Annotated in this window: 21 protein-coding genes, 4 tRNA genes and 1 pseudogene; 23 read left to right on the forward strand and 3 right to left on the reverse strand. The window is 70.9% G+C overall.

The features are described 5' to 3' along the window. The 13 genes and pseudogenes from AB0K00_RS37285 to AB0K00_RS37345 all read left to right on the forward strand — a co-directional run bounded on the left by AB0K00_RS37285 (position 1) and on the right by AB0K00_RS37345 (position 13,154). Complete coding sequence (locus tag AB0K00_RS37285) at positions 1–513, forward strand: NADH-quinone oxidoreductase subunit B family protein (RefSeq protein WP_363530771.1); 513 nt, start codon at positions 1–3, stop codon at positions 511–513. A gap of 1 nt (position 514) precedes the next feature. Continuing rightward, on the forward strand, positions 515–1,081 hold the full coding sequence (locus AB0K00_RS37290) for an NADH-quinone oxidoreductase subunit C (RefSeq protein WP_363530774.1): 567 nt from the start codon (positions 515–517) through the stop codon (positions 1,079–1,081). After that, positions 1,081–2,040, forward strand: a complete 960-nt coding sequence (nuoH, locus tag AB0K00_RS37295) for an NADH-quinone oxidoreductase subunit NuoH (RefSeq protein ID WP_363530777.1) — start codon at positions 1,081–1,083, stop codon at positions 2,038–2,040. The genes AB0K00_RS37290 and nuoH overlap by 1 nt, the downstream gene beginning before the upstream one ends. 15 nt (positions 2,041–2,055) lie before the next feature. After that, positions 2,056–2,553, forward strand: a pseudogene (locus tag AB0K00_RS37300) (NADH-quinone oxidoreductase subunit I); the annotation flags it as partial. 74 nt (positions 2,554–2,627) lie between these two features. After that, positions 2,628–4,211, forward strand: coding sequence for a methyl-accepting chemotaxis protein (locus tag AB0K00_RS37305; protein ID WP_363530780.1), 1,584 nt, complete (start codon positions 2,628–2,630; stop codon positions 4,209–4,211). Between the two features lie 82 nt (positions 4,212–4,293). After that, entirely contained in the window at positions 4,294–4,827 is a 534-nt protein-coding gene (locus AB0K00_RS37310; RefSeq protein ID WP_363530783.1) for an NADH-quinone oxidoreductase subunit J, read from the forward strand. After that, positions 4,827–5,195: an NADH-quinone oxidoreductase subunit NuoK gene (gene nuoK, locus AB0K00_RS37315; protein WP_363530786.1), complete on the forward strand. Its 369-nt coding sequence runs from the start codon at positions 4,827–4,829 to the stop codon at positions 5,193–5,195. The genes AB0K00_RS37310 and nuoK overlap by 1 nt, the downstream gene beginning before the upstream one ends. After that, entirely contained in the window at positions 5,192–7,069 is a 1,878-nt protein-coding gene (locus tag AB0K00_RS37320; protein WP_363530789.1) for an NADH-quinone oxidoreductase subunit L, read from the forward strand. Before nuoK ends, AB0K00_RS37320 begins: the two co-directional genes overlap by 4 nt. Beyond that, entirely contained in the window at positions 7,066–8,586 is a 1,521-nt protein-coding gene (locus AB0K00_RS37325) for an NADH-quinone oxidoreductase subunit M (RefSeq protein WP_363530792.1), read from the forward strand. Before AB0K00_RS37320 ends, AB0K00_RS37325 begins: the two co-directional genes overlap by 4 nt. Before the next feature lie 562 nt (positions 8,587–9,148). Further along, entirely contained in the window at positions 9,149–10,681 is a 1,533-nt protein-coding gene (locus tag AB0K00_RS37330) for a proton-conducting transporter membrane subunit (RefSeq protein WP_363530794.1), read from the forward strand. A gap of 67 nt (positions 10,682–10,748) precedes the next feature. Next, a complete protein-coding gene (gene htpX, locus AB0K00_RS37335; protein WP_363530797.1) occupies positions 10,749–11,621 on the forward strand; it encodes a zinc metalloprotease HtpX in 873 nt (290 codons plus the stop codon). A gap of 86 nt (positions 11,622–11,707) precedes the next feature. After that, positions 11,708–12,913, forward strand: a complete 1,206-nt coding sequence (locus tag AB0K00_RS37340) for an MFS transporter (RefSeq protein ID WP_363530800.1) — start codon at positions 11,708–11,710, stop codon at positions 12,911–12,913. 91 nt (positions 12,914–13,004) lie between these two features. Continuing rightward, positions 13,005–13,154, forward strand: a complete 150-nt coding sequence (locus AB0K00_RS37345; RefSeq protein WP_327008106.1) for a hypothetical protein — start codon at positions 13,005–13,007, stop codon at positions 13,152–13,154. Between the two features lie 3 nt (positions 13,155–13,157). Here the strand turns inward: AB0K00_RS37345 and AB0K00_RS37350 are convergent, their stop codons facing one another. Beyond that, on the reverse strand, positions 13,158–13,652 hold the full coding sequence (locus tag AB0K00_RS37350; RefSeq protein ID WP_203845059.1) for a YajQ family cyclic di-GMP-binding protein: 495 nt from the start codon (positions 13,650–13,652) through the stop codon (positions 13,158–13,160). A gap of 99 nt (positions 13,653–13,751) precedes the next feature. Here AB0K00_RS37350 and AB0K00_RS37355 point away from each other — a divergent pair. Further along, positions 13,752–13,832: transfer RNA gene (locus AB0K00_RS37355), tRNA-Tyr, on the forward strand. Between the two features lie 230 nt (positions 13,833–14,062). Here the strand turns inward: AB0K00_RS37355 and AB0K00_RS37360 are convergent. Together AB0K00_RS37360 and AB0K00_RS37365 are read right to left on the reverse strand one after the other, a co-directional pair. After that, positions 14,063–14,398, reverse strand: a complete 336-nt coding sequence (locus tag AB0K00_RS37360; RefSeq protein WP_363530804.1) for a hypothetical protein — start codon at positions 14,396–14,398, stop codon at positions 14,063–14,065. Between the two features lie 127 nt (positions 14,399–14,525). Beyond that, positions 14,526–15,653 (reverse strand): hypothetical protein, encoded by a 1,128-nt coding sequence (locus AB0K00_RS37365; RefSeq protein WP_363530806.1) that lies wholly within the window; start codon positions 15,651–15,653, stop codon positions 14,526–14,528. A 64-nt stretch (positions 15,654–15,717) separates the two neighbouring features. Between AB0K00_RS37365 and AB0K00_RS37370 the strand changes: the two genes are divergently transcribed. The 9 genes from AB0K00_RS37370 to AB0K00_RS37410 all read left to right on the forward strand — a co-directional run bounded on the left by AB0K00_RS37370 (position 15,718) and on the right by AB0K00_RS37410 (position 21,034). Beyond that, positions 15,718–16,029: a hypothetical protein gene (locus AB0K00_RS37370; RefSeq protein WP_363530809.1), complete on the forward strand. Its 312-nt coding sequence runs from the start codon at positions 15,718–15,720 to the stop codon at positions 16,027–16,029. 159 nt (positions 16,030–16,188) lie between these two features. Next, positions 16,189–16,392, forward strand: coding sequence for a hypothetical protein (locus tag AB0K00_RS37375; protein WP_363530812.1), 204 nt, complete (start codon positions 16,189–16,191; stop codon positions 16,390–16,392). 70 nt (positions 16,393–16,462) lie between these two features. Beyond that, positions 16,463–18,997: a sensor domain-containing phosphodiesterase gene (locus AB0K00_RS37380; protein ID WP_363530815.1), complete on the forward strand. Its 2,535-nt coding sequence runs from the start codon at positions 16,463–16,465 to the stop codon at positions 18,995–18,997. Between the two features lie 474 nt (positions 18,998–19,471). Then, positions 19,472–19,544 (forward strand) — tRNA-Thr (locus tag AB0K00_RS37385). A 34-nt stretch (positions 19,545–19,578) separates the two neighbouring features. Beyond that, positions 19,579–19,651 (forward strand) — tRNA-Met (locus AB0K00_RS37390). Positions 19,652–19,750: 99 nt separating this feature from the next. Further along, positions 19,751–19,918 carry a 50S ribosomal protein L33 gene (gene rpmG / locus AB0K00_RS37395; RefSeq protein WP_033357682.1) on the forward strand — a complete coding sequence of 56 codons (168 nt, stop codon included), beginning with the start codon at positions 19,751–19,753 and terminating at the stop codon, positions 19,916–19,918. Positions 19,919–19,992: 74 nt separating this feature from the next. After that, a complete protein-coding gene (locus tag AB0K00_RS37400) occupies positions 19,993–20,439 on the forward strand; it encodes a MaoC family dehydratase N-terminal domain-containing protein (protein ID WP_203845061.1) in 447 nt (148 codons plus the stop codon). Between the two features lies 1 nt (position 20,440). Then, on the forward strand, positions 20,441–20,839 hold the full coding sequence (locus tag AB0K00_RS37405) for a MaoC family dehydratase (RefSeq protein ID WP_327008124.1): 399 nt from the start codon (positions 20,441–20,443) through the stop codon (positions 20,837–20,839). Between the two features lie 122 nt (positions 20,840–20,961). Next, positions 20,962–21,034 (forward strand) — tRNA-Trp (locus AB0K00_RS37410). Positions 21,035–21,068 lie beyond the last annotated feature (34 nt).

The following is a 21,068-nucleotide window of genomic DNA, read 5'->3' on the forward strand; positions in this document are numbered from 1 at the left end:
ATGTCGAGTGTCCTGGGCGACCCGATCAAGTTCGTGCTCAACTGGGGGCGCCGCTATTCGCTGTGGGTGTTCAACTTCGGTCTCGCCTGCTGCGCGATCGAGTTCATCGCCACCTCGATGGGGCGGCACGACTTCATGCGCCTCGGCGTCATCCCGTTCGCGCACGGGCCGCGCCAGGCTGACCTCATGGTCGTCTCGGGCACCGTCACCGACAAGATGGCGCCGGCCGTCAAACGGCTCTATGACCAGATGCCCGAGCCGAAATACGTGATCAGCTTCGGCGCGTGCAGCAACTGCGGCGGGCCCTACTGGGACTCCTACTCGGTGACCAAGGGCGTCGACCAGATCATCCCCGTCGACGTCTACATCCCCGGCTGCCCGCCCCGCCCCGAGGCGCTCCTGCACGGCATCATGAAACTCCAGGACAAGATCGCGGGGGAGCAGTCGGGTCTCGGCGGCGTCAACCGGACCGACGTCAAGGCGCTGACCGCCCCGCCTGTGCGGAGGCCCTGACGTGGATTTCGAGGAGCTCGGTGCGCTGTTCGGCGAAGGCGCCACCGTCAGCGAGTCCGCCGGGGGCGGCCGCTTCGCCCGGCCGACCGTCGACGTGCCGCCGCAGCGCTGGCGCGACGCGTTGCTGATCGCCCGCTCACAGTTGGCCTGCGACTTCTTCGACTGGCTGTCCGCCGTCGACGAGCTGCCCGGCGGCTTCACCGTGGTCGCACACGTCTATTCGACGTCGCTGCTGCACGGGCTGCTGCTGCGCACCGAGCTTCCACGGGTCGCGCCCGCCGTTGATTCCGTCGTCGAGGTGTATCCGGGCGCCGCCTGGCACGAGCGCGAGACGCACGAGATGTTCGACATCGACTTCGTGGGCAACGACCAGCTCACGCCGCTGCTGCTCCCGCCGGAGTTCGAGGGGCACCCGCTGCGCAAGGAGTTCGTCCTCGCCTCCCGGGTCGCGAAGCCGTGGCCGGGCGCGAAGGAGCCGGGGGAGAGCGAGCACACCGTGAACAAGCGCGCCCCGATGCGACCGCCGGGCGTCCCCGACCCCAGCGAATGGCCGGGAGGCCGGGTCTGATGCCGATCTGGTTGGAGCTGGCCCTGCGGGTCCTCGTCGTCGTCGGCGCGTTCCTGACCCTGCCGCTCATCGTCGGCCAGGCCGAGCACAAGGTGATGGCGCACATGCAGGGCCGCCTCGGCCCCATGTATGCCGGCGCGTTCCACGGCTGGGCCCAGCTGGTCGCCGACGGGGTCAAGTTCGTGCAGAAGGAGGACATCACCCCGCGCGCCGCCGACCGGCAGGTCTTCCGGCTCGCCCCGGTCGTCGCCCTCCTGCCCTACCTGGCCGTCCTGCTCGTGATCCCCCTCGGCCCGCACGGCCTGGTCGCCCAGCCGCTCGACGTGGGGCTGTTCTTCGTCCTCGCGGTCGTCGGCATCGGCGTGATCGCCGTGCTCATGGCCGCCTGGTCGTCGGCCAACAAGTATTCGCTGCTCGGCGGGCTGCGGGCGGCCGCGCAGCTGCTCGGCTACGAGCTGCCTTTCGTGCTGTCGGCGGCGTCGGTCGCCATGGCCGCCGGCACGCTGTCGCTGTCCGGCATCGTCGAGGCGTGGCGCCCCTGGTGGCTGCTGTGGCAGCTCCCGGCGATGCTGATCTTCTTCACCGCCGGCCTCGCCGAGATCCGCCGCCCGCCGTTCGACATGCCGATCGCCGACTCCGAGCTGGTCTTCGGCTACCTCACCGAATACACCGGCCTGCGGTTCGCCTTCTTCCTGCTGGCCGAGTATGTCGGCATCGTCGTCATCTCCGCCCTCACCACCGTGCTGTTCCTCGGCGGCTGGAAGGGGCCGTTCGACGACCAGCTCGGCTGGCTGTGGACACTGCTCAAGGTGTTCGCCGTCGCGTTCGTGGTGATCTGGCTGCGGGTCGCATATCCCCGCCTGCGCGAGGACCAGCTGCAACGGCTGTGCTGGCTGATCCTCGTCCCCCTCGCCCTGCTGCAGCTGGTCGTCACCGCCGCGGTCAAGGTCGCACTGTGAGATTGGACGGGACCCATGGAACTTCCCGGTAAGGGCCTCGTCAAAGGGCTCGCCGTCACCCTCGGCACGATGACCCAGCGCTCCGGCACCCAGCAGTATCCCGACGTCGAGCCCGACCTGCCGCCGCGCACCCGCGGCGTCATCGCGCTCATCGAGGAGAACTGCACGGTCTGCATGCTGTGCGCCCGGGAATGCCCCGACTGGTGCATCTACATCGACTCCCACAAGGAGGAGGTCGTCGTCCCGGGCGCGGCGCGGGCCCGGCAGCGCAACGTGCTCGACCGGTTCGCGATCGACTTCTCGCTCTGCATGTATTGCGGGATCTGCATCGAGGTGTGCCCCTTCGACGCGCTGCACTGGACGCCGGAGTTCGAATACGCCGAACACGACATCCGTGACCTGCTGCACGAGAAGGACCGGCTGGAGGAGTGGGTCGCGACCGTGCCCGCCCCGCCGGCCCACGACCATCGCGGCGAACCGGCCAAAGAGCAGACCGCCGCCGCAAAACGCTCAGGTCAGGGCGCCGCCTGACCGATCCGAGAGATGAGTCGCGCCCACGGCGCGGCCGACTGCTCGGAGGTGGCGGCATGTCCCGGCTGGGGATCTCGCAGAAGCTCTTCATCAGCTTCCTGCTCGTCTCGGTGGTGACGGTGGTGGTCGGTGTCTACGGCATCACCCGGTTGCGCGTCCTGAACCAGGCCACCGACGACGTCTACGCCACCGCGGGCGCGCCGGGGTACTCCGCGCAGCGGATGCAGAACCACTGGACCGAGACGCAGCTGCTGATGTACGCCGCGGTCCTCAGCCCGCCGGCGAACCTGGAGCAGATCGTGTCCGGGTACATCAAACCGGTCGACGCCAGCTTCGACCAGGCGTACGCCGACTACCTGGCCAGCCGGCACACCGCCGAGGGCAAGACCCTCGCCGACGAACTGGCGCGGCAGATGGCCACGATCCGCAAGATCCGCGACGAGCAGATCCTGCCGGCCGTCCGGCAGGGCAACCCGCCCGCCGCCATGGGGGCCCTGTTCAACCCCGACATGGGCGCGATCCTGGAGGCGCAGCAGAACGTCGGCAGCAAGATCGCCGACATCGAGCAGGCCAACGCGAAAACGATCTCCGAGGACGCCACCGACACGTACGACGCGGCCCGCACCGGCCTGATCGTCATGCTGGTGCTCGGCGTCGTGCTGTCGATGGGGCTCGCCGGGCTCGTCGCCCGGTCGATCGTGCGTTCGATGCGTCGCGCCAAGCTCGTCCTCGACGAGGTCGCCGGCGGTGACCTGACCACCCGCATGGACGTGACCAGCGGTGACGAGGTCGGTCAGATGGGACGGGCGCTCAACGAGAGCCTTGACCGGATCGCCGAGATGGTCCGCCTCGTCGGCACGTCGGCCACGTCCCTCGCGGGCTCGTCGACCCGCCTCACCGGCGTGGCCCGCACCATCGCCGCGGGCGTCGACGACGCCGCCGAGCAGGCCACCGCCGTCAGTGGCGCGGCCGGCGAGGTGTCGCGCAACGTGCAGACCGTCGCCGTCGGCACCGACGAGATGAACGAGAGCATCCGGGAGATCGCGCAGAACGCCACCGAGGCCGTACGGGTGGCGAACGAGGCCATGGAGGCCGCCAACGAGACGACCCGCACGATGGCCAAGCTGGGCGAGTCCAGCGCCGAGATCGGCAACGTCATCAACGTGATCACCAGCATCGCCGCGCAGACCAACCTGCTCGCGTTGAACGCGACGATCGAGGCCGCCCGCGCCGGCGAGTCCGGCAAGGGCTTCGCGGTCGTCGCGAACGAGGTGAAGGACCTCGCGCAGGAGACCGCGAAGGCCACCGAGGACATCAGCCAGCGGATCTCGGCGATCCAGGCCGACGCGGCGAGCGCCGTGGCCGCGATCAGCCGCATCAGCGAGGTCATCGAGAGCGTCAACGGGTATCAGACGACGATCGCCTCGGCGGTCGAGGAGCAGACCGCGACGACGAACGAGATGGGGCGCAACGCGGCGAACGCGGCCAGCGGCAGCACCGAGATCGCGGCCAGCATCGACCGGGTGGCGCGGGCGGCCCAGTCCACCAGCGCCGGCGTGCAGGAGACCGAGTCGGCGGCCGCCGAGCTGGCCGGGATGTCGCAGGAGCTGAGCCGGGTCGTCGCGCGGTTCCGCGCATAGGTTTTTCTACGTCTTGTCGCCCGGCCGGTCGAATCCTGTCGGACCCTGATGGCAGGATGTCGGCCATGAGGGTGGCATCCGGATGACAGCGGCGGACGTGCTGCTCGCCGCGCTCGGCGCCGTCGCGCTGGGCGCGGGCCTGCTGGTCGTGACGACCCGGCACGTGGTCCGCGCCGGGCTGTGGCTCGTCGTCACGCTGGGCGCGGTCGCCGGGCTCTATCTCGTCCTGTCCGCGGAGCTGCTCGCCTGGGTCCAGGTGCTGCTCTATGTCGGCGCCGTCGTGGTGCTGCTGCTGTTCGCCGTGATGCTGACCCGCGCGCCGATCGGCGCCAGCGACGACCTCGACCGGGTCCGCTGGCCCGGCGCGCTCGTCGGCGCCGGCGCCGCCGCCGGCCTCACGGTGCTCTTCATCGACGCGTTCCACTGGAGCCGGGTGGGGCTGCCCGCGCCCGGCACCGCCGAGGCGATCGGCGGCGCGGTGTTCCGCACCTGGGTGCTGCCGTTCGAGCTGGTGTCGGTGCTGCTGCTGGCCGCGCTGGTCGGTGCGATCGTGGTGTCCCGCCCCGACGTCAGCGCCGGCGGCCGCTCCGGCGACACCCTAGATCGGGGGCGCTGATGCATCCGGTCCTGCCGTTCACGATCGCGGCGCTGCTGTTCGGCATCGGCGTCTATGGCGTCATCGTCCGGCGCAACGCCGTGCTGCTGCTGATGGCGGTCGAGCTGCTGCTCAACGCGGTGAACCTGGTCCTCGTCACCGCCGACGCGACGATCCGGTCGCTGGTGCCGCACAGCGGCCAGTCGTTCACCCTGTTCATCATCGTGCTCGCCGCCGCCGAGATCGGCGTGGGCCTCGCGCTGATCCTCCAGCTCTATCGGCTGCGCCGCTCCGTCGACGTCGAGGAGCTGCCGCTCACCGAGACCGCCCCCTCCGCTCCCGCTGCTCCCACCGCCCCCTCCGACGTCGAGCAGGAGGTGGCGCGGTGAGGGTCGACCTGCTCGGGCTCGCCCTGCCCGCCGTTCCCCTGGTCGCCGGCCTCGCCGGGCTGCTGCTGCGCTATCAGCGCCGCGGGGTCGCCGCGGCGCTCGGCACCGGCGCCGCGGCCGTCGCGCTGATCTGCGCGGTCGCCGTCGCCCTGCGCGGGGCGCGGGAGGCCGACACCGGGATCGTCGTCGCCGACTTCGGGCGGCTCACCGTCACCTTCGGCACCTGGCTCGACGGCACGGCCGGCCTCGTCGCGATCGCCGTCGGCGTGGTCGCGCTGTGCGTGCAGATCTACTCCGTGGCCTACCTGCACGACGACGACCGCTACGCGCCCTATGCCGCGCAGGTCAGCCTGTTCACCGGCGCGATGCTGCTGGTGGTGGTCTCCGGTGACCTGATCGCCCTGCTGGTCGGCTGGGAGGTCATGGGCATCTGCTCCTATCTGCTGATCGGTCATGACCGGCGGCTGCCGGAGGCGCCCCGCGCCGCGGTCAAGGCGTTCCTCGTGACCCGCGTCGGCGACGTCGGCTTCCTGCTCGGCATCGTGCTGCTCGGGCTGCGCGCCGGGAGTTTCCGCATCGCGGACGTGTTCGACGCCGACCTGTCCGCGGGCACCGTCACCGCCGCCTGCGTGCTGCTGCTCGCCGGCGTCGCCGGCAAGAGCGCCCAGTTCCCGCTGCACACCTGGCTGCCCGACGCGATGGCCGGCCCGACCCCGATCTCCGCCCTGATCCACGCCGCGACGATGGTCGCCGCCGGGGTCTATGTCGTGGCCCGGCTCTATCCGCTGTTCGAGCGCTCCGGTGCGGCGCTCACCGTGCTCGCCGTCATGGCGTCGATCACGATGCTGCTCGGCGCCCTCGCCGCCCTCGGCCAGGACGACATCAAACGGGTCCTGGCCTGGTCGACGGTCAGCCAGCTGGGGTACATGACCGGTGGCCTCGCCGTCGGCGCACCCGATGCGGCGCTGTTCCACCTGCTCACCCACGCCGCGTTCAAGGCACTGCTGTTCCTCGCCGCCGGGGCGGTCATCCACGCCGTCGGCACCAACCTGATGGCCGCCATGGGCGGACTGCGCACCCGCATGCCGGTCACGTTCTGGACGATGACGGCGGGCCTCGCCGCCCTCGCCGGCGTCCCGCCCCTGGCCGGCTTCTTCAGCAAGGACTCGATCGTCGAGGCCGCCTGGCACGCGGCCCGCGGCGAGTCCCTGCACTTCCCCGCCGGCACGCCCCTCGTCGCGGCCCCGGTGTCCACGGCGACCGCCTGGCTAGTGTTCATCGCCGCCGCACTCACCGTGCTGCTCACCGCCGCCTATGTCGTGCGCCTGTGGCGCCGCACGTTCCTCGGCGAGCCCCGCAGCGCCGCCGCCCGCACCGGGCACGAGCCACCGTGGGCGATGCGCGGCCCGCTGCTCGTCCTCGCGGTGCCGACCGTCCTGCTCGGGTTCGCCGGCTTGTCGGCCGCCTTCGCGCGGCGGCTCGGCGGTGTCCAGGCCATCACGGAGATCGGCCCGTTCGCGCTGGTGCCGTTCGCGCTGCTGCTCGCCGGTGCCGCGCTCGCCTGGCGCCGGGACCCGGCCGCAGACCTGCCCGACACCGCGCTCACCCGGCTCCTCGCCAACGCGTTCTACCTCGACGCCGTCCAGGACGCACTGGTCACCCGCCCGGTGACCGCGCTCGCGCGGTTCGCCCGGCGCACCGACGAGAGCGTCGTCGACGGCGCCGTCGCCGCGACCGGCACCGGGGCCACCGGCGCCGGCGGGCTCCTCGCCAGGGCGCACTCCGCCGGGCTGCCCCGCGCCACCGGCGCCGTCCTCGGCGGCGCGGTCATCCTCGCCGCCGCCATCGCCTTGGTCGTGGGGGTGTCCTGGTGAGCACCGGTCAGACCCTGCTCCTCGCGCTGCTGATCCTGCCCGCCATCGGCGCGCTGTTCGCCGCGGCCATGCCGGCCCGGCTCGACCGCGCCGCCCGCGTCGGCGGCACCGCGTTCGCCGCCGCCACCTTCGGCGCCGCCCTGTTCTTCCTGCCCGGCGCCACCACTGCCACCACGGTCGGCACGGCCGCCATCGTTCCGTGGGCGGAGATTGACGTGCCATGGGCGCCCGACCTCAGCCTGCGCTTCCATCTCGGCGTCGACGGCATCTCCTATCCGCTCGTGGTGCTCACCGCCGCGCTGACCATGCTCTGCTGCGCGTATTGCCTCTGGCGGGTCCCCGACCCGGGCCGCGGCCGGCTCCTCGTGGCGCTGCTGCTGGTCCTCGAGGTCGGCATCATCGGCGTGTTCCTCGCCCTCGACCTGGTGCTGTTCTTCGTGTTCTTCGAGGTCGTCCTGCTGCCGATGTATGCGGTGATCGCCGTCTGGGGCGGCCCCGATCGCCGCCGCGCGGCCCGCAAGTTCGTGCTCTACACGCTGTTCGGATCCGTCCTGCTGCTCGTCGGGGTCTTCACCGTCGTCTCCGCCACCGGCACCGCCGACCTCGTCGCGCTCACCGACCCGGCGACCCGCCCGATGAGCAGCGGCCTGCAGCTGTTCGCGTTCGTGCTGCTCGCGACGGCGTTCGCGGTCAAGAGCCCGCTCTGGCCGCTGCACACCTGGCTGCCCGCCGCGCACACGGAGGCCCCGACCGTCGGCTCGGTCATCCTCGCCGGTGTCCTGCTGAAGATGGGCACCTATGGCCTGCTCCGGGTCGCCGTCGGCGTCGCACCCGACGCCGCCGCCCGCAGCGCCCCGGTCCTCGGGATCCTCGCCACCGCCGCCATCATCGTCGGCGGCCTCGTCTGCCTCGCCCAGACCGAGCTCAAGCGCCTCATCGCCTACTCGTCCGTGGGCCACATGGGCTTCGTCCTCCTCGGCGTCGCCACCCTCACCACCACCGGCTTCCAGGCCGCCCTCATCGGCAACATCGCCCACGGCATCGTCACCGGCCTGCTGTTCTTCGTCGCCGGTGGGATCAAGGACCGCGCGCACACCGGCGACCTCGCCCAGCTCGGCGGCCTCCGCGAGACCGCACCCGCCCTCAGCGGCGTCCTCGCTTTCGCCGCCATCGCCTCCCTCGGCCTGCCCGGCCTGGCCGGCTTCTGGGGGGAGGCCTTCGCCGTCGTCGCCGCCTTCGAACGCGGCGGCGCGCTCTGGACCACGCTCGGCGTCCTCGCCGCGGGCGGTGCGGCCCTCGCCGCCGCGTATTTCCTGCGCCTGCTGCGCCGCGTCACGCACGGCGCCGCGAGCCCGCCGGTCGTCGCCCTCACCACCGAGGGTCGCCTCCGGCCGGGCGAGCTGGTCGCGTGGTCCCCGCTGATCGCGCTCGCCCTCGCGGTCGGCGTCGTCCCGGCCCTGGTCCTCGGCTACTCCGCCGACCCGGTCGCCGCCCTGGCGGAGGTGATCACCCGATGACCTTCCCTCTGCTCACCGGTCCGGTCGTGCACCTGGCTCCTGGTTCTCGCGGCTCCGGGGTGCGCCGGGTGGCGCGGGCTGCCTTGCGTCCGGTTTCCACGTCGGCTTCGCGTCCGGCTGGAGTGCGGCGCGCTGGTCGGGGGAGGGCCGGCGTCCTTGCGGCGGTTGCTCAGCCAGCTGTGCCACGCGTCCGGCTGACGGGCGGTCCGCTGCGAGGGGCAGGTCGAGCGGCGACCCGGTCGCCCCTGTTCTTGCTCGCTCAGCCGCACGCTCCCGGCGTTCCTGCGGCCGCAGGCGAGGACGTACGTCGAGCCGGGCCTGCGGTTGGTGCCGCCCGGCCGCTCGGTTTCGGTGTTCAGGTGTCTGTGGTTGGTGTTGCCCGGCCGGTCGGTTTCGGTGTTCAGGTGTCTGCGGTTTGCGCCACCCGGCCGCTTGCCCGCTCGGTGGGCCACGCCGGCCCGGCGCCGGACCACCGTCGACTGGTGGCCATCCGGCCGTCGGTGCCGTTCATGGGGGCTTCTGGCCAGTTGGCCGGCCGCGAGCCGGCCGGGGAGGTCGGGCGATGAGGATCGACCAGATCGCGCTCCTGCCGACGTATGTCGCCGCCGCCACCGCCGTCCTGGCCCTGCTCGTCGACCTGCTCGTGCCCGGCAGGCGCGGCGCCGTCGTCGGGGCGACCGCGTTCGGCATGATCGCCACCGCGGCCACCGCCGTCGGCGTGGGGCTCGGGCTCGGCGACGCCGGGCAGCGCACCGCGTTCTGCATCGGGCCCGACCAGTGCTCGCTGGTCGCGGACCCGGCGGCCGCCGCCGTCGGTGCCGCCTTCGCGGTCCTCGCGCTCGGCGCCGTCGCGCTGTCGTTGCCGCTGCTGCGGACCGGCGAGGTGCCCGTCGGGGAATACTGCTTCCTGCTCGCCTGCTCACTGACCGGGGCGGTCGTTCTCGGCGGCGCCCGCGACCTGATCACGCTGATCGTGGCGCTGGAGACCCTGACCCTGCCGCTGTATCTGCTGGTCGGCATCAGACGCGGCGCCGCCACCGGCGCGGCCGCCGCCGTCACGTTCTTCGTAGTCAGCGTGGTGTCGACGGCCGTGGCGCTGCTCGGCGCGGCGCTCGTCTACACCGCGACCGGCGGCGTGCACCTCGCCGACATCTCCCACGCCGGCGCGAGCGCCCCGCAGCTGCAGCCGCTGCTCAAGGTCGGCATGGTTCTGCTCCTGGCGGGCCTGGCGTTCAAGGTGGCCGCGGTGCCCGCGCACGCCTGGGCACCGGCCACCTATGACGGCGCCCCGCTGCCGGTCGCCGCCTACCTGTCGACCGCCTCGAAGCTCGGTGGCGTCGTCGCGCTGCTGCTCGTCGGCGTGCTCGCCGGCGGCCCGGTCCTCGCCACGTCGGGCCTGACTCTCGCGGTCCTCGCCGTGCTCAGCATGACCGTCGGCAACCTCGTCGCCCTCCGGCAGCGGCGCATGGTCCGCCTGCTCGCCTGGTCGTCGGTGGCGCAGGCGGGCTATCTGCTCGCCCCGCTCGGCGCGCTCCTGGCCTCCGGTGGTCGCACCCCCGACGCGATCGGGCTCGTCGTCGCGGCGACCGTGGCCTACGCCCTCTTCTACGTGGTCCTCGAGTTCTCCGCCTTCTCCGCCGTGGTCGCGGTCCGGGGCAGCGCCGACGGCGGCGACGTCGCCGACTACCGCGGCCTGGCCCGCCGCTCGCCGTGGCTGGCGGCGGTCCTGGTGATCGCGTTGACTGGGCTCGCCGGTCTGCCCCCGGGGCTGGCCGGCCTGTTCGCCAAGGTGGCCGTGGTCCGGGCCCTGCTCGGTGGCGACGCCGCCTGGCTGGCGGTCGTCGTCGCGCTCAACGCGGTCATCGGCCTCGCGTACTACGTCCGCGTCGTCGCCACCCTGTTCGCCGCCCCGGCCGCGGTGGCCGCTCCCGACGCCGCAGTCCCGGCGGTCCAGGTCGCATCCGGCCATCCCGCCGGCGCCCGGGTGCGGGTCGGCTGGCCTGTCGGCGTGGCTGTCGGCGTGGCCGCGGTCCTCGCGGTGCTGCTCGGGTTCGCCCCGCAGGGTGTCCTGGAGCTTGCCGCGTTCTTCCGCTGACGCCGTTTCAGGCAGCTCACAGCCGGCACGGGGAAGGGACACAGCGGGCCGCGGTGTTGTAGAAGATATGCAGCACAGGCATCTCAACGGTCTCAAGACGGCGGCCCTGTTGGGGCTGCTGACCTCGCTGATCCTGCTTGTCGGCTATTGGCTCGGCGGTAGCACCGGTCTGGTCGTCGCCGTGTTCCTGTCGCTCGGCATGAACGCGTTCAGCTACTTCTTCTCCGACAAGCTCGCCCTGCGCGCGATGAACGCCCAGCCGGTCACCGAGGCGCAGGCGCCAGACCTCTACGCGATGGTGCGGGAGCTGGCCACCTCCGCCGGGCAGCCCATGCCCCGGCTGTACGTGAGCCCGACGATGCAACCCAACGCCTTCGCCACCGGCCGCAGCCCGAAACACGCGGCGGTCGCGGTCACCCAGGGCATCCTCGGCGTCCTGACCCCACGCGAGCTGCGCGGCGTCATCGGCCACGAACTGTCCCACGTGTACAACCGCGACATCCTCATCGCCAGCGTCGCCGGCGCGCTCGGCGGCATGATCACGATGCTTGCCCAGCTGGCGATCTTCCTGCCACTCGGTGGCTCCTCCGATGACGACGACGGTCCCGGCATCGCCGGCCTGCTGCTGATGCTCATCCTCGGTCCGCTTGCCGCCACTGTGATCCAGCTCGCCATCAGCCGTAGTCGCGAATATCAGGCCGACGAGTCCGGCGCGAGGCTGACGGCCGACCCGCTCGCCCTGGCCAGCGCATTGCGCAAGATTCATCGCGGTACCCAGGCGCTGCCACTGCCGGCCGACGGCCAGATCGCCACCCAGGCGCATCTCATGATCGACAACCCGCTGCGGGGCGGTGGGATCGCATCGCTGTTCTCGACCCACCCGCCGATGGAGCAACGGGTCGCCAGGCTGGAGGAGATGGCGGGCGTCACGTACCGCTGACGCAAAAACCCGGTCGGGTAACCGGAGCCTGCCGTTAGGATCGGCAGGCTCTTCACCCGTTACCGAGTTTGAGATGAGGCACGGCGTTGCGGCAGTACGCGGCGGTCTGGCGGCTTCCTGGCGCGCCCGTTCTGCTGGTCGTCGGGGTGCTCGCCCGGCTCGGCCTCGGCATGGTCTCGCTGTCGCTGCTGCTGCTCCTGCAGCAGACGACCGGCCGGTACGCGCAGGCCGCCGCCGCGTGCGCCGTCTACGCACTCGCCGGCGCGGCCGCCAGCCCGGTCGCCGGGCGGCTCGCCGACCGGATCGGCCCCGCGCCGGTGCTCCTCGTCACCGGCGTCGCCCACCCGCTCGCGCTCGGGCTGCTGATCTTCGCCGCGCTCCGGCAAGCGCCGCTGCCCGCGATCGTCGGTGCGGCCGTCGTCGCCGGCGCCACGTTCCCGCCGATGACCGCCGCCGTGCGCGGCACCTGGAACGCGCTGACCGCCGACCTGCCACACGTCCGGGTGACCGCCCTCGCGGCCGAGACGGCGCTGTTCGAGGTCGTCTTCGTGGCCGGGCCGATGCTGGTCGCGCTGTGCGTCGTGCTGTGGCAACCCGCGGTCGCGCTCGGCGCCGCCGCCGGCATCACCCTCCTCGGCACCCTGGTCGTCGCCCGCGGCCAGGCCATCCGGTCATGGCGCCGGCACGCCGACCACACGGACGCCAAGGGCCTCGGCCCTTTGCGGACCCCAGGCTTCGTGCCGCTGCTGGTGACCGCGTTCGGCCTGGGGTTCGCATTCGGCGGGATGGGGGTCGCCGTTCCCGCGTACGCCACCGCGTACGTCGAACACGACCCGGAAAGCATCGGCGGGCTGCTGCTCGGCGTGTGGGGCATCGGCAGCGCCGTGAGCGGCTTCTACTTCGGCACCCGCCCGCCGGGGCGACTCGGCTGGCTGCTCGGCGGGGTGGCCGCCAGCATCCTGGTCCTCGCCGCCATGCCCAGCGCGCTGGCGCTCGGCATCGCCCTCATCGTCGGCGGCGCCACCATCGCGCCGGCGCTGACCGTGCAGAACTCGCTCGTCGGGCAGATCGTGCCGGGTTCGATGCTCAACGAGGCGTACACCTGGCTGGTGACCGTCTCGGTAGCCTCCAGCGCCGCCGGTGTCGCCGTCATGGGACTCGTCGTCGACCACCCCGGCGGCGTCATCTGGGCGTTCCTGCTGGCGGGCACCGCGGTCGCGCTCGGCGCGCTGGTGGCGGGCAACCCGCGCGGTGCGATCGCGCGGGCTGCCACGCAGGCGTCACTGACCTGAGCGTGTGCGTCACCCGGTCGAGTGCGGGCCACCACGCTTGCGTCACTCACTTGAGTGATGCCGGCCGCACGTCCGTGTATGGTCACGCCTCATGGCATTGCCGATCCACGCCGTGCTGGCAGACCCCGACCACCGGGAAGAGCCCGACACCGAGATCTGTGACACCGACAGCTTCGTGCTGATCCGCGCCGAGGAGACCCCTGAGCGTCCCGAGCGGCGCCCACCGGCCCGCCGGGACTGAAGCTCAGCGGTAGTTCGTGAACTGCAGCGCGATCCCGAAGTCCTCGCCCTTGAGCAGCGTGATGACCGCCTGCAGGTCGTCCTTCTTCTTGCCGGTCACACGCAGCTGATCCCCCTGGATCTGCGCCTGGATGCCCTTCGGCCCCTCGTCGCGGATCTTCTTGGAGATCTCCTTCGCCTTGTCCGACTCGATGCCCTGGACGATCTTGGCATCGATCTTGTACGTCTTGCCGGATGCGCGCGGCTCGCCCGCATCGAGTGACTTGAGCGAGATGTTGCGCTTGACCAGCTTCTCCTTGAAGACTTCGAGGGCCGCGACCACGCGCTCCTCGGTCTCCGCCTGGAGGCTGACCGTCTCCTCCCCGGCCCACTTGATCTCAGCGCCGGTGCCGCGGAAGTCAAACCGCTGCCCCAGCTCCTTGTCGGCCTGGTTGAGCGCGTTGTCGACCTCCTGCCGGTCGACCTTGCTGACGATGTCGAACGAGGGTGCCGAAGCCATGGCAGATGCTCCTGTGGTGCGTTCGTTGGCGGTTGCGGGCGTGCCGAGGGTACCCGTTTGCGTTGCCCCCGGGGCGTACCGCTATTCTTGCTTCCGCCAGGCGGGTTGCCCGAGCGGCCAATGGGAGCGGACTGTAAATCCGTCGCGAAAGCTACAGAGGTTCGAATCCTCTACCCGCCACTGGCAGGAAAGTAAGGCCCCCAAGCAGGGGAAACTCTGCTCGGGGGCCTTACTCGTTGGTCCCACTGGGTCTCACCGGGTGCCGCTCAATCTCACCCGTCGCGACAAAGCTTGGCGCCACGTTTGAGCGGCTCGACATCCTCCGCGTCGCCCTGGTCGTCGGCCTCGGTCTGCTTCGCGCCGGTGCCGCACGCCTCGGGCATCCATGGTCAGCCCCGGCGGCCGGCACGTCAGTCGGCATGCGCATAACGGTCGCCGGCGTAGCGTTGCAACGCCGCGCGGACCTGGTCCGGCGACTCCCGCACGTCCGCGATGTTGACCAGGATGACCGACGGTCGGCCGTCGACGCCGTTGCGATACTCGGCCGGCACGCCAAGGTCCGCGCCCGCCGCCGGCACGAGCACCAGCCGTGGGTGACCGTCCGGACGAGGCTCAAACATGATCGCCTCGATCGAGGCCCAGCCCACCGAGCGGAACAGGACGCCGGCCAGTACCCCGCCCGGGCCGCCGACCAACAACTTCCAGTCGAGGATCAGCGCTTCCGACTCCCAGTCGCGGACGATCACCGCCAGCAGGGCAATGCCTCCCACCAGCATCGCCGCCCCGAGCCACGCCCACCGGCGTCTGCGATGAAGATCCATCGGCGCTCCGTCCTCTGCGTCACGGCAATACGCGGCGAAGTTCGCGACATGATCACCCGGTTGAGCGGCGGAGGAGCGCGGCGCGGCGGTGCCCCCACACGGCAAGGCCGGCGCCGCTGATCAGGATCACGACCGCAGCCGCCACCCGCCACCACGCGAGCGGGGAACCCGGATCAGCCGTCCCCGCCTCCACAGGCCCCGGAGCGGACTGCACCGTCAGCACGGTGGTGTTGTTGCCGGCGTCCAGGTCGGCCGGCTCCCGGTACTCGACCCGGCCGTAGCCGCCACTGACCGCGCGGACGATCCTGAACGACAGGTTCCAGCTGTGTGACCTCCCGCTCGCCAGGATCGGCGCAAGGCACTGCGTCGTCTGCTGGACAGGCTCGCCGTTCGGGTTCGGCAGCGGCAGCGCCACGCTGGAAGGGCCGCAGCCTTGGGGGTAACCAGTGATCTCGGTGCCCGCCGGCGACTCGAAGTAGACGGTCCCCGCCTCGGTGGCGTCGGCCGGGCCGAGGTTGCGGATCGTCAGCACCGCGGAGGCGACCTCGCCGACCAGACCGGCGGCGGTGCTGCCCTCCACGGCGATGTCCGCGTCCGTTTTGCCGGTCGCGTGCACGTCGAAGGACGCCTTGGTGTTGTCGTACGGGACCCCAGGGGGTCGGCCCGTCGGCTCGACCCAGTAGTTGAGCGCGACATCACCGACCTTGCCGTTCATCCGGAAGGTGTACGGGGTGCCCTCGTAATGCCCGCCCGGTCTGATCCGCTCGTCCACCCGGCAGCGGGTCACCACCGTCTCCCCGAAGGCCTCCGGCTGGCAACCGGGAACATCGACGCCAAAGGGAGCATTCGACTCCAGCCTGAGGTCGAAGCCGTCGGCGGCCTCGTCGCCCCAGTTGGTGAACTCGACCGGCGGCGTCACCGGCCCCGTGGCGTCAGCCTCCACCGCGGTCCTGTCGTGGGCGGGGACCAGGTCCGCTCCGTGACCGATATGCACCGTTGATGTGCGCGGCTGGGAAGCGACGCCCTGTCCGGTCACCGTGCTGCTGATCGTGACCTCGGCACCGGCGACGGCATCAGGCCCGGCCCGCAGGATCAGGATGATCTCGGGCGCCTCGTGTACGGGGCAGCTCAGCACCCGGCCCGCACGGGTGCAGCATGCGCCGGCTTCACGGACCGCCACGCTACCGGTCGAACCCGCGCCCCGGAGCCCCAAAATTGTCGTACACCCGTTCTAAGATGTACCCATGAACGAACGGCAGTGGTGGAACGGGCGGTGGTCCCGGCTGGTGCGTCGGGACGTCTTCGTGCGCAACGCAGCCGAAGGCCGGTGGCAGGTGGAGCTCCGACGCGGCGGACCCGACGGACGGCTCCGGGTGCGGACGTTCGACTCCGAAGGGGCCGCCGTCGAGTGGGTCCGCTCGACGGTCCTGGATCCCGACGGCGACTGGCGCGAGATGCGGGACGCGAAGGTCCTGTCCGTCAGTAAGCGCAAGAGGGTCAAGTCCGACTCCTCGCGTCGCGAAAAAGTTGCGCCAAATCTAGATCGGACGGGTTGATATAGCCGTACCTCCACTGCCGGAATCGGCCGAAAGGTCGATTCTTCCGCGCGGGCGCGTCATCCTGGGCTGCGCACTGTTGGTTCTACCGTTAGCTGTGGCACGATCGTGGGTATCCAAGCCACACCTGGTGTCACTGTGATCGCATGGGAGCGACAGATGCGTGAGAAGACGCTCGGCCTGTGGATGGTGCGTCTGGCAGTCACGATCGGAGCTGGGGCTGTGGCCCTTGGGTTATCGCCGGCCGTCGCGCAGGCGAGCCACAGCTTCGAGGCCCGTGGACTGACCTCACTCTCCGGATCGGTGCAGATCGTCGGCGCGGCCGACTCGCTCCGCGTCACCGAAGACTTCGACTGGTCATAGGCCGGCCCCTCACATCACCACCCAGCGGGCGTGGTGAAGTGAACGCCGGCTCGGCGCGATTGGGGAACGGGTGCCCGCTCCGAAGGCTCCGGTCACCCGGCGCGACAGCTACTCCTGGTTAATCACCGCACCTCTACTCCTGCTCGGTGCCCTGCTCTCGCTGCCACCGCTGCTCTCGCCGCACGCGCGGCCGCTGGACTACCACCTGCAATACGCGCCGATCCTGCTGCTGCTCTCGCTGCTGGCCACGCACATGGTGCTGCGGTTCGACGTCCGGCGGCAGGGTCTCAACATCCGCATGAACGACCTGCCGGTGCTGCTGGCGCTGTTCTACCTGTCTCCGCTGATGGCCATCGGCGTGCGGCTCGTCGCCGGCCTGATCTGGAACGTGTTCAGCGGGAAGCTCGGACCGCACAAGACCGCATTCAGCGCCGCCGGTCATATCGCGGGCGTGGCGACGGCCAATCTCATCGTGTTCCAGCTCGGCCTCGGCGATGCGGGTTCACCCGCCACCTGGTTCGTGCTCGGCACCGCGGTGCTCGCCGGCAACCTCGTTTCCTGGGCGGCAATCGCCGGCGTGATGGTGCTGTTGCAGGGCGTCGCGCACCTCCCGCAGTTCCTGCGGTCCTCGGTGCCCGGTTTCGCCGTTATTGGCGTCAATATCGTGCTCGGCCTCATCATGCTGCTGACCTTGCAGGCGAGCCGCTGGGGCAGCCTCCTGCTGGTGCTGCTCGCCGCGGTGCTCGCCGTGCTGTACCGCTCCTACTCGCACTTCTTCCAGCAGCACCGCAACCTCGCGGAGATGTACGCCCTGACCCGCGACATCGCCACGACCAACCACGACGGCACGCTGCCGGACGTGCTGCTGGTGCGGGTCCGGGCGCTGCTCGCCGCCGACTCGGCCACGCTGTGGTTGCCCGCGCAGGGGCGGCACCCCGAGGTGCTGCTGTCGGCCCGCTTCGACTATCGCGGCCTGCTCGACAACGCGCCGACGCCCGACATCTTCCGGCAGCAGGCGATGCGCACCGGCGACACTGTCGCGGTCGGACCCAAGGTCGGTGAGCCCGAGCTCCGCGCCGCCCTGCAGCACGCCGGCGTCAAGGACGTGATCGTGGTGCCGTTGCGCTCCAGCGGTGTGACGATCGGCACTCTGGAGGTCGCCGGCCGGCTCGGCGCGGAGACCGCCTTCGGCAAGGACGACACGCAGCTGCTCGAGACGCTGTCAGCGCACGCCAGCATCGCCGTCGAGAACAGCCGGTTGGTCGATCGCCTGCAGTTCGACGCCAACCACGACGCGCTCACGGGCCTGGCCAACCGGCGCAGGATGCTCGAGGCGCTCGGCGAGGCGATGACCGGCCGCGGCCAGCGCGACGTGGTTGCCGTGCTCCTGTTCGACGTCGTCGCCCTGCGCGAGGTCAACGAATCGCTCGGCCAGGACGCCGGCGACGAGGTCCTCATCCAGGTCGCCCGCCGGCTGCGGGACCTGGCGCCGCAGGGCGCACTCGTCGCCCGGGTCGGCGGCGACAAGTTCGCCGTCGAGCTGCGCACCGTCAGTGCCGACGCCGCCGTGGCGGTCGCCGACACCCTGCGTGCCGGCACCCGGGATCGCATGGTCATCGAAACGCTGACCGTCGACGTCGACACCAACGTCGGCGTCTCGATCTACCCGGACCACGGCTCGGAGCCCGAGGCGCTGCTCCAGCGGGCCGCCGTGGCCACCTCCGTGGCGAAGTCCCGGGGGATCGTCCAGCTGTTCAACGCCGGCCTGCAGTCACGCTCCGTCCGCCGCGTCGGCCTCGCCGCCGACCTCGAGGCCGCGCTCAACACCGGCGAGCTCGAGGTGTACTTCCAGCCGAAGGTCGCCCTCAAAGACCGCCGGCTCGTCGGCGTCGAATGCCTCGCCCGCTGGGAGCATCCCGTGCACGGCCAGGTCGCCCCGCCGGACTTCGTCTCCGTCGCCGAGCACACCGGCCAGCTCTCCCGGCTCAACGGCGTGGTCCTCCGCGAAGGCATCCGCAGGGCCCGCGAATGGGCCGACGCCGGCCGCTCGCTCACCGTCGCGGTCAACATCTCGGCCCGCACCCTCAACGACGCTGACTTCCCGTTACAGGTGTCGGAGCTGCTCGAGGAGCACGGCGTGCCCGCCGACCGGATCATCCTCGAGCTCTCCGAGGATGAACTGCTCGGCAGCGGCCGCACCATTCCCGCCCTGAAACGCCTCCGCGACCTCGGCGTCCGGCTGTCCGTCGACGACTTCGGCGCCGGCCGCTCCTCGTTCGCAGACCTCAGCCGCTTCCCCGTCCAAGAGGTCAAGATCGACCGTACCTTCGTCCAGGGCATGGCCACCGGCGCCAGCGATCTCGCGATCGTGCGGACCGTCGTCGACATGGCCCGGCACTTCGGCCTGGCCGTCGTCGCCGAGGGTGTTGAGAGCGAACTCACACTGGGTCTGCTCGAAGACATGCACTGCGACATGGGCCAGGGCTTCCTGTTCAGCCGCGCGCTGCCGTACGAGCGCTTCGAGTCCTGGCTCCAGGTCCAGGCCGACGCCGACCCCACGGCCGCGCCCGCCGTCGAGGTCCGCTGGCTGCGCGCCGTGCCGTAAGGACGGCAGAGGCCTGCTCAGGTCCGCCGTGGGCACGGCCCGCCGCTCCCGTCAGCCACCGGTCGGCCGTGAACGGCCTCCCTGCCACCTCCGCGGACAGTCACGCAGCCGCGACCTGCGGCCGCGACGGCGGCCGTCCCGGCCGCGACGGACCGCGACCTGCGGCCGCGACGGACCGTCCCGGCCGCGCCGCGACAACCCGTAGCCAGTTGGTCAACCACCGTCACTGAGCCATGCGATGCGACCGCTCCGCGGTCCGCTCACGATCGAAGTCGCGTTCCGGTCACCCGGACGATGCCCCGACGACACCCCCACGACCGCAGCTCGGCTCTGACCAACATCGCGAAAACCCGTGCCGACACGCCGAAGCAGGCCTCACAAGCTGGGCGGACACCAGTTCGGGGAAGTCGATTTCGTGCCACGGCGAGGGCCGTGTACGCTTAGCGAGCGCATGTGCGGGTTCGCACTTGATGCGCCCCCTTAGCTCAGTCGGCAGAGCGTCTCCATGGTAAGGAGAAGGTCTACGGTTCGATTCCGTAAGGGGGCTCGAGAGACCGGGCTTGAGTCATCGAGTCCGCCGCGGCGGTGTAGCTCAGATGGTAGAGCAAGCGGCTCATAATCGCTGTGTCGCCGGTTCAAGTCCGGCCACCGCTACAGACGCACCACAGAGGTCGCCGATTCGGCGACTGCCAGTGTGAGCCGCTATGCTCGTTCGCTGGACCTGAACCCCGCTCTGAAGGAAGGCACTTCGCCATGGCCAAGGCGACCGACGTTCGTCCGAAGATCACGCTGGCATGCACGGAGTGTAAAGAGCGGAACTACATCACCAAGAAGAACCGCCGCAACGACCCGGACCGCATCGAGCTGAAGAAGTTCTGCCCCCGGGACGGCAAGCACACCGTGCACCGCGAGACGCGATAACCGCACCCACAGCTCACATCGAAGCCCCGGCCCAGCGGCCGGGGCTTCGGCATGCGGACGGTAAGTTGCACATCATGCCGTTGGATCAGTCGTTCATGGGTCGGGTGTATCCGCCGACCCCGCCCTATGAGGTCGGCCGGGAGAAGATCCGGGAGTTCGCCGACGCGGTCAGCGCCAGCGATCCCGTGCACCGGGACCTCGCAGAGGCGCGCGCCAAGGGCTACAAGGACGTGATCGCCCCGCCGACGTTCGCGATCATTCTGAGTCAGAACGCCGGGCAGCAGCTGGTCGAGGACCAGACGTTCGGGCTGGACTACAGCCGGGTGGTCCACGGCGGGCAGACGTTCCGCTACGTGCGGCCGATCGTCGCCGGCGACCACCTGGTCACCGTGATGGCGGTGGAGGAGATCAGCAGCCGCGCCGGGCACGCGTTCCTGACGACGCGGCACGAGGTGTCGACCGTCGAAGGTGAGCTCGTCGTGACGATCTGGACCCGGCTCGTGGTCCGTGGGGAGGGCTGACATGCAGGTCGGCACCGTGTTCCCGCCGCAGACGTTCCAGGTGACCCGCGCCGACCTGGTGCGGTATGCCGGCGCCTCCGGCGACTTCAACCCGATCCACTGGAGCGATCGCGTCGCGACGTCGGTCGGTCTGCCGGGTGTCATCGCGCACGGCATGCTGACGATGGCCCTGGCGGGGCAGGCGGTTGCCTGTTGGGTAGGTGGCACCGCGGCGATCGTCGAATACTCCACCCGCTTCGCCAATCCGGTGGTGGTGCCGGACGACGACAAAGGCACCGAGATCGTGGTGAGCGGGGTCGTGAAGCGGGTAGGCGAAGACGGTGTCACGCAGATCGACATCACCGCCACGTGCAACGGCGACAAGATTCTCGGAGCCGCGAAAGCCCTGGTCAGAGCGTAAGAGGCGACCCGGAGGAGGGGGGTGGTTGGGATATCCCACCCGAACCCGTACACTGGTCGCCCGTGGGGTGAGCAACCTCTCGACGCCCGTAGAACGGGGGTTGAGGGGCGCGATCACCACGAAGGGGTGTGGCTCAATTGGCAGAGCAGCGGTCTCCAAAACCGCAGGTTGCAGGTTCAAGTCCTGTCACCCCTGCGCCGAAGGCCTGACCTGGGTCTGGGGCGCCCGA

Origin of the sequence: Dactylosporangium sp. NPDC049525, from assembly GCF_040676755.1 — a bacterium.
Classification (GTDB): domain Bacteria; phylum Actinomycetota; class Actinomycetes; order Mycobacteriales; family Micromonosporaceae; genus Dactylosporangium.

What these genes read in the sequence shown, in the direction of transcription:
- AB0K00_RS37330 (WP_363530794.1), top strand. Translation starts at nt 9,149, where the DNA reads ATGAGGATCGACCAGATCGCGCTCCTGCCGACGTATGTCGCCGCCGCC.
- AB0K00_RS37375 (WP_363530812.1), top strand. Translation starts at nt 16,189, where the DNA reads ATGCGTGAGAAGACGCTCGGCCTGTGGATGGTGCGTCTGGCAGTCACG.
- AB0K00_RS37370 (WP_363530809.1), top strand. Translation starts at nt 15,718, where the DNA reads ATGAACGAACGGCAGTGGTGGAACGGGCGGTGGTCCCGGCTGGTGCGT.
- nuoH (WP_363530777.1), top strand. Translation starts at nt 1,081, where the DNA reads ATGCCGATCTGGTTGGAGCTGGCCCTGCGGGTCCTCGTCGTCGTCGGC.
- AB0K00_RS37305 (WP_363530780.1), top strand. Translation starts at nt 2,628, where the DNA reads ATGTCCCGGCTGGGGATCTCGCAGAAGCTCTTCATCAGCTTCCTGCTC.
- AB0K00_RS37310 (WP_363530783.1), top strand. Translation starts at nt 4,294, where the DNA reads ATGACAGCGGCGGACGTGCTGCTCGCCGCGCTCGGCGCCGTCGCGCTG.
- htpX (WP_363530797.1), top strand. Translation starts at nt 10,749, where the DNA reads ATGCAGCACAGGCATCTCAACGGTCTCAAGACGGCGGCCCTGTTGGGG.
- AB0K00_RS37350 (WP_203845059.1), bottom strand. Translation starts at nt 13,652, where the DNA reads ATGGCTTCGGCACCCTCGTTCGACATCGTCAGCAAGGTCGACCGGCAG.
- AB0K00_RS37345 (WP_327008106.1), top strand. Translation starts at nt 13,005, where the DNA reads ATGGCATTGCCGATCCACGCCGTGCTGGCAGACCCCGACCACCGGGAA.
- AB0K00_RS37285 (WP_363530771.1), top strand. Translation starts at nt 1, where the DNA reads ATGTCGAGTGTCCTGGGCGACCCGATCAAGTTCGTGCTCAACTGGGGG.
- nuoK (WP_363530786.1), top strand. Translation starts at nt 4,827, where the DNA reads ATGCATCCGGTCCTGCCGTTCACGATCGCGGCGCTGCTGTTCGGCATC.
- rpmG (WP_033357682.1), top strand. Translation starts at nt 19,751, where the DNA reads ATGGCCAAGGCGACCGACGTTCGTCCGAAGATCACGCTGGCATGCACG.
- AB0K00_RS37405 (WP_327008124.1), top strand. Translation starts at nt 20,441, where the DNA reads ATGCAGGTCGGCACCGTGTTCCCGCCGCAGACGTTCCAGGTGACCCGC.
- AB0K00_RS37400 (WP_203845061.1), top strand. Translation starts at nt 19,993, where the DNA reads ATGCCGTTGGATCAGTCGTTCATGGGTCGGGTGTATCCGCCGACCCCG.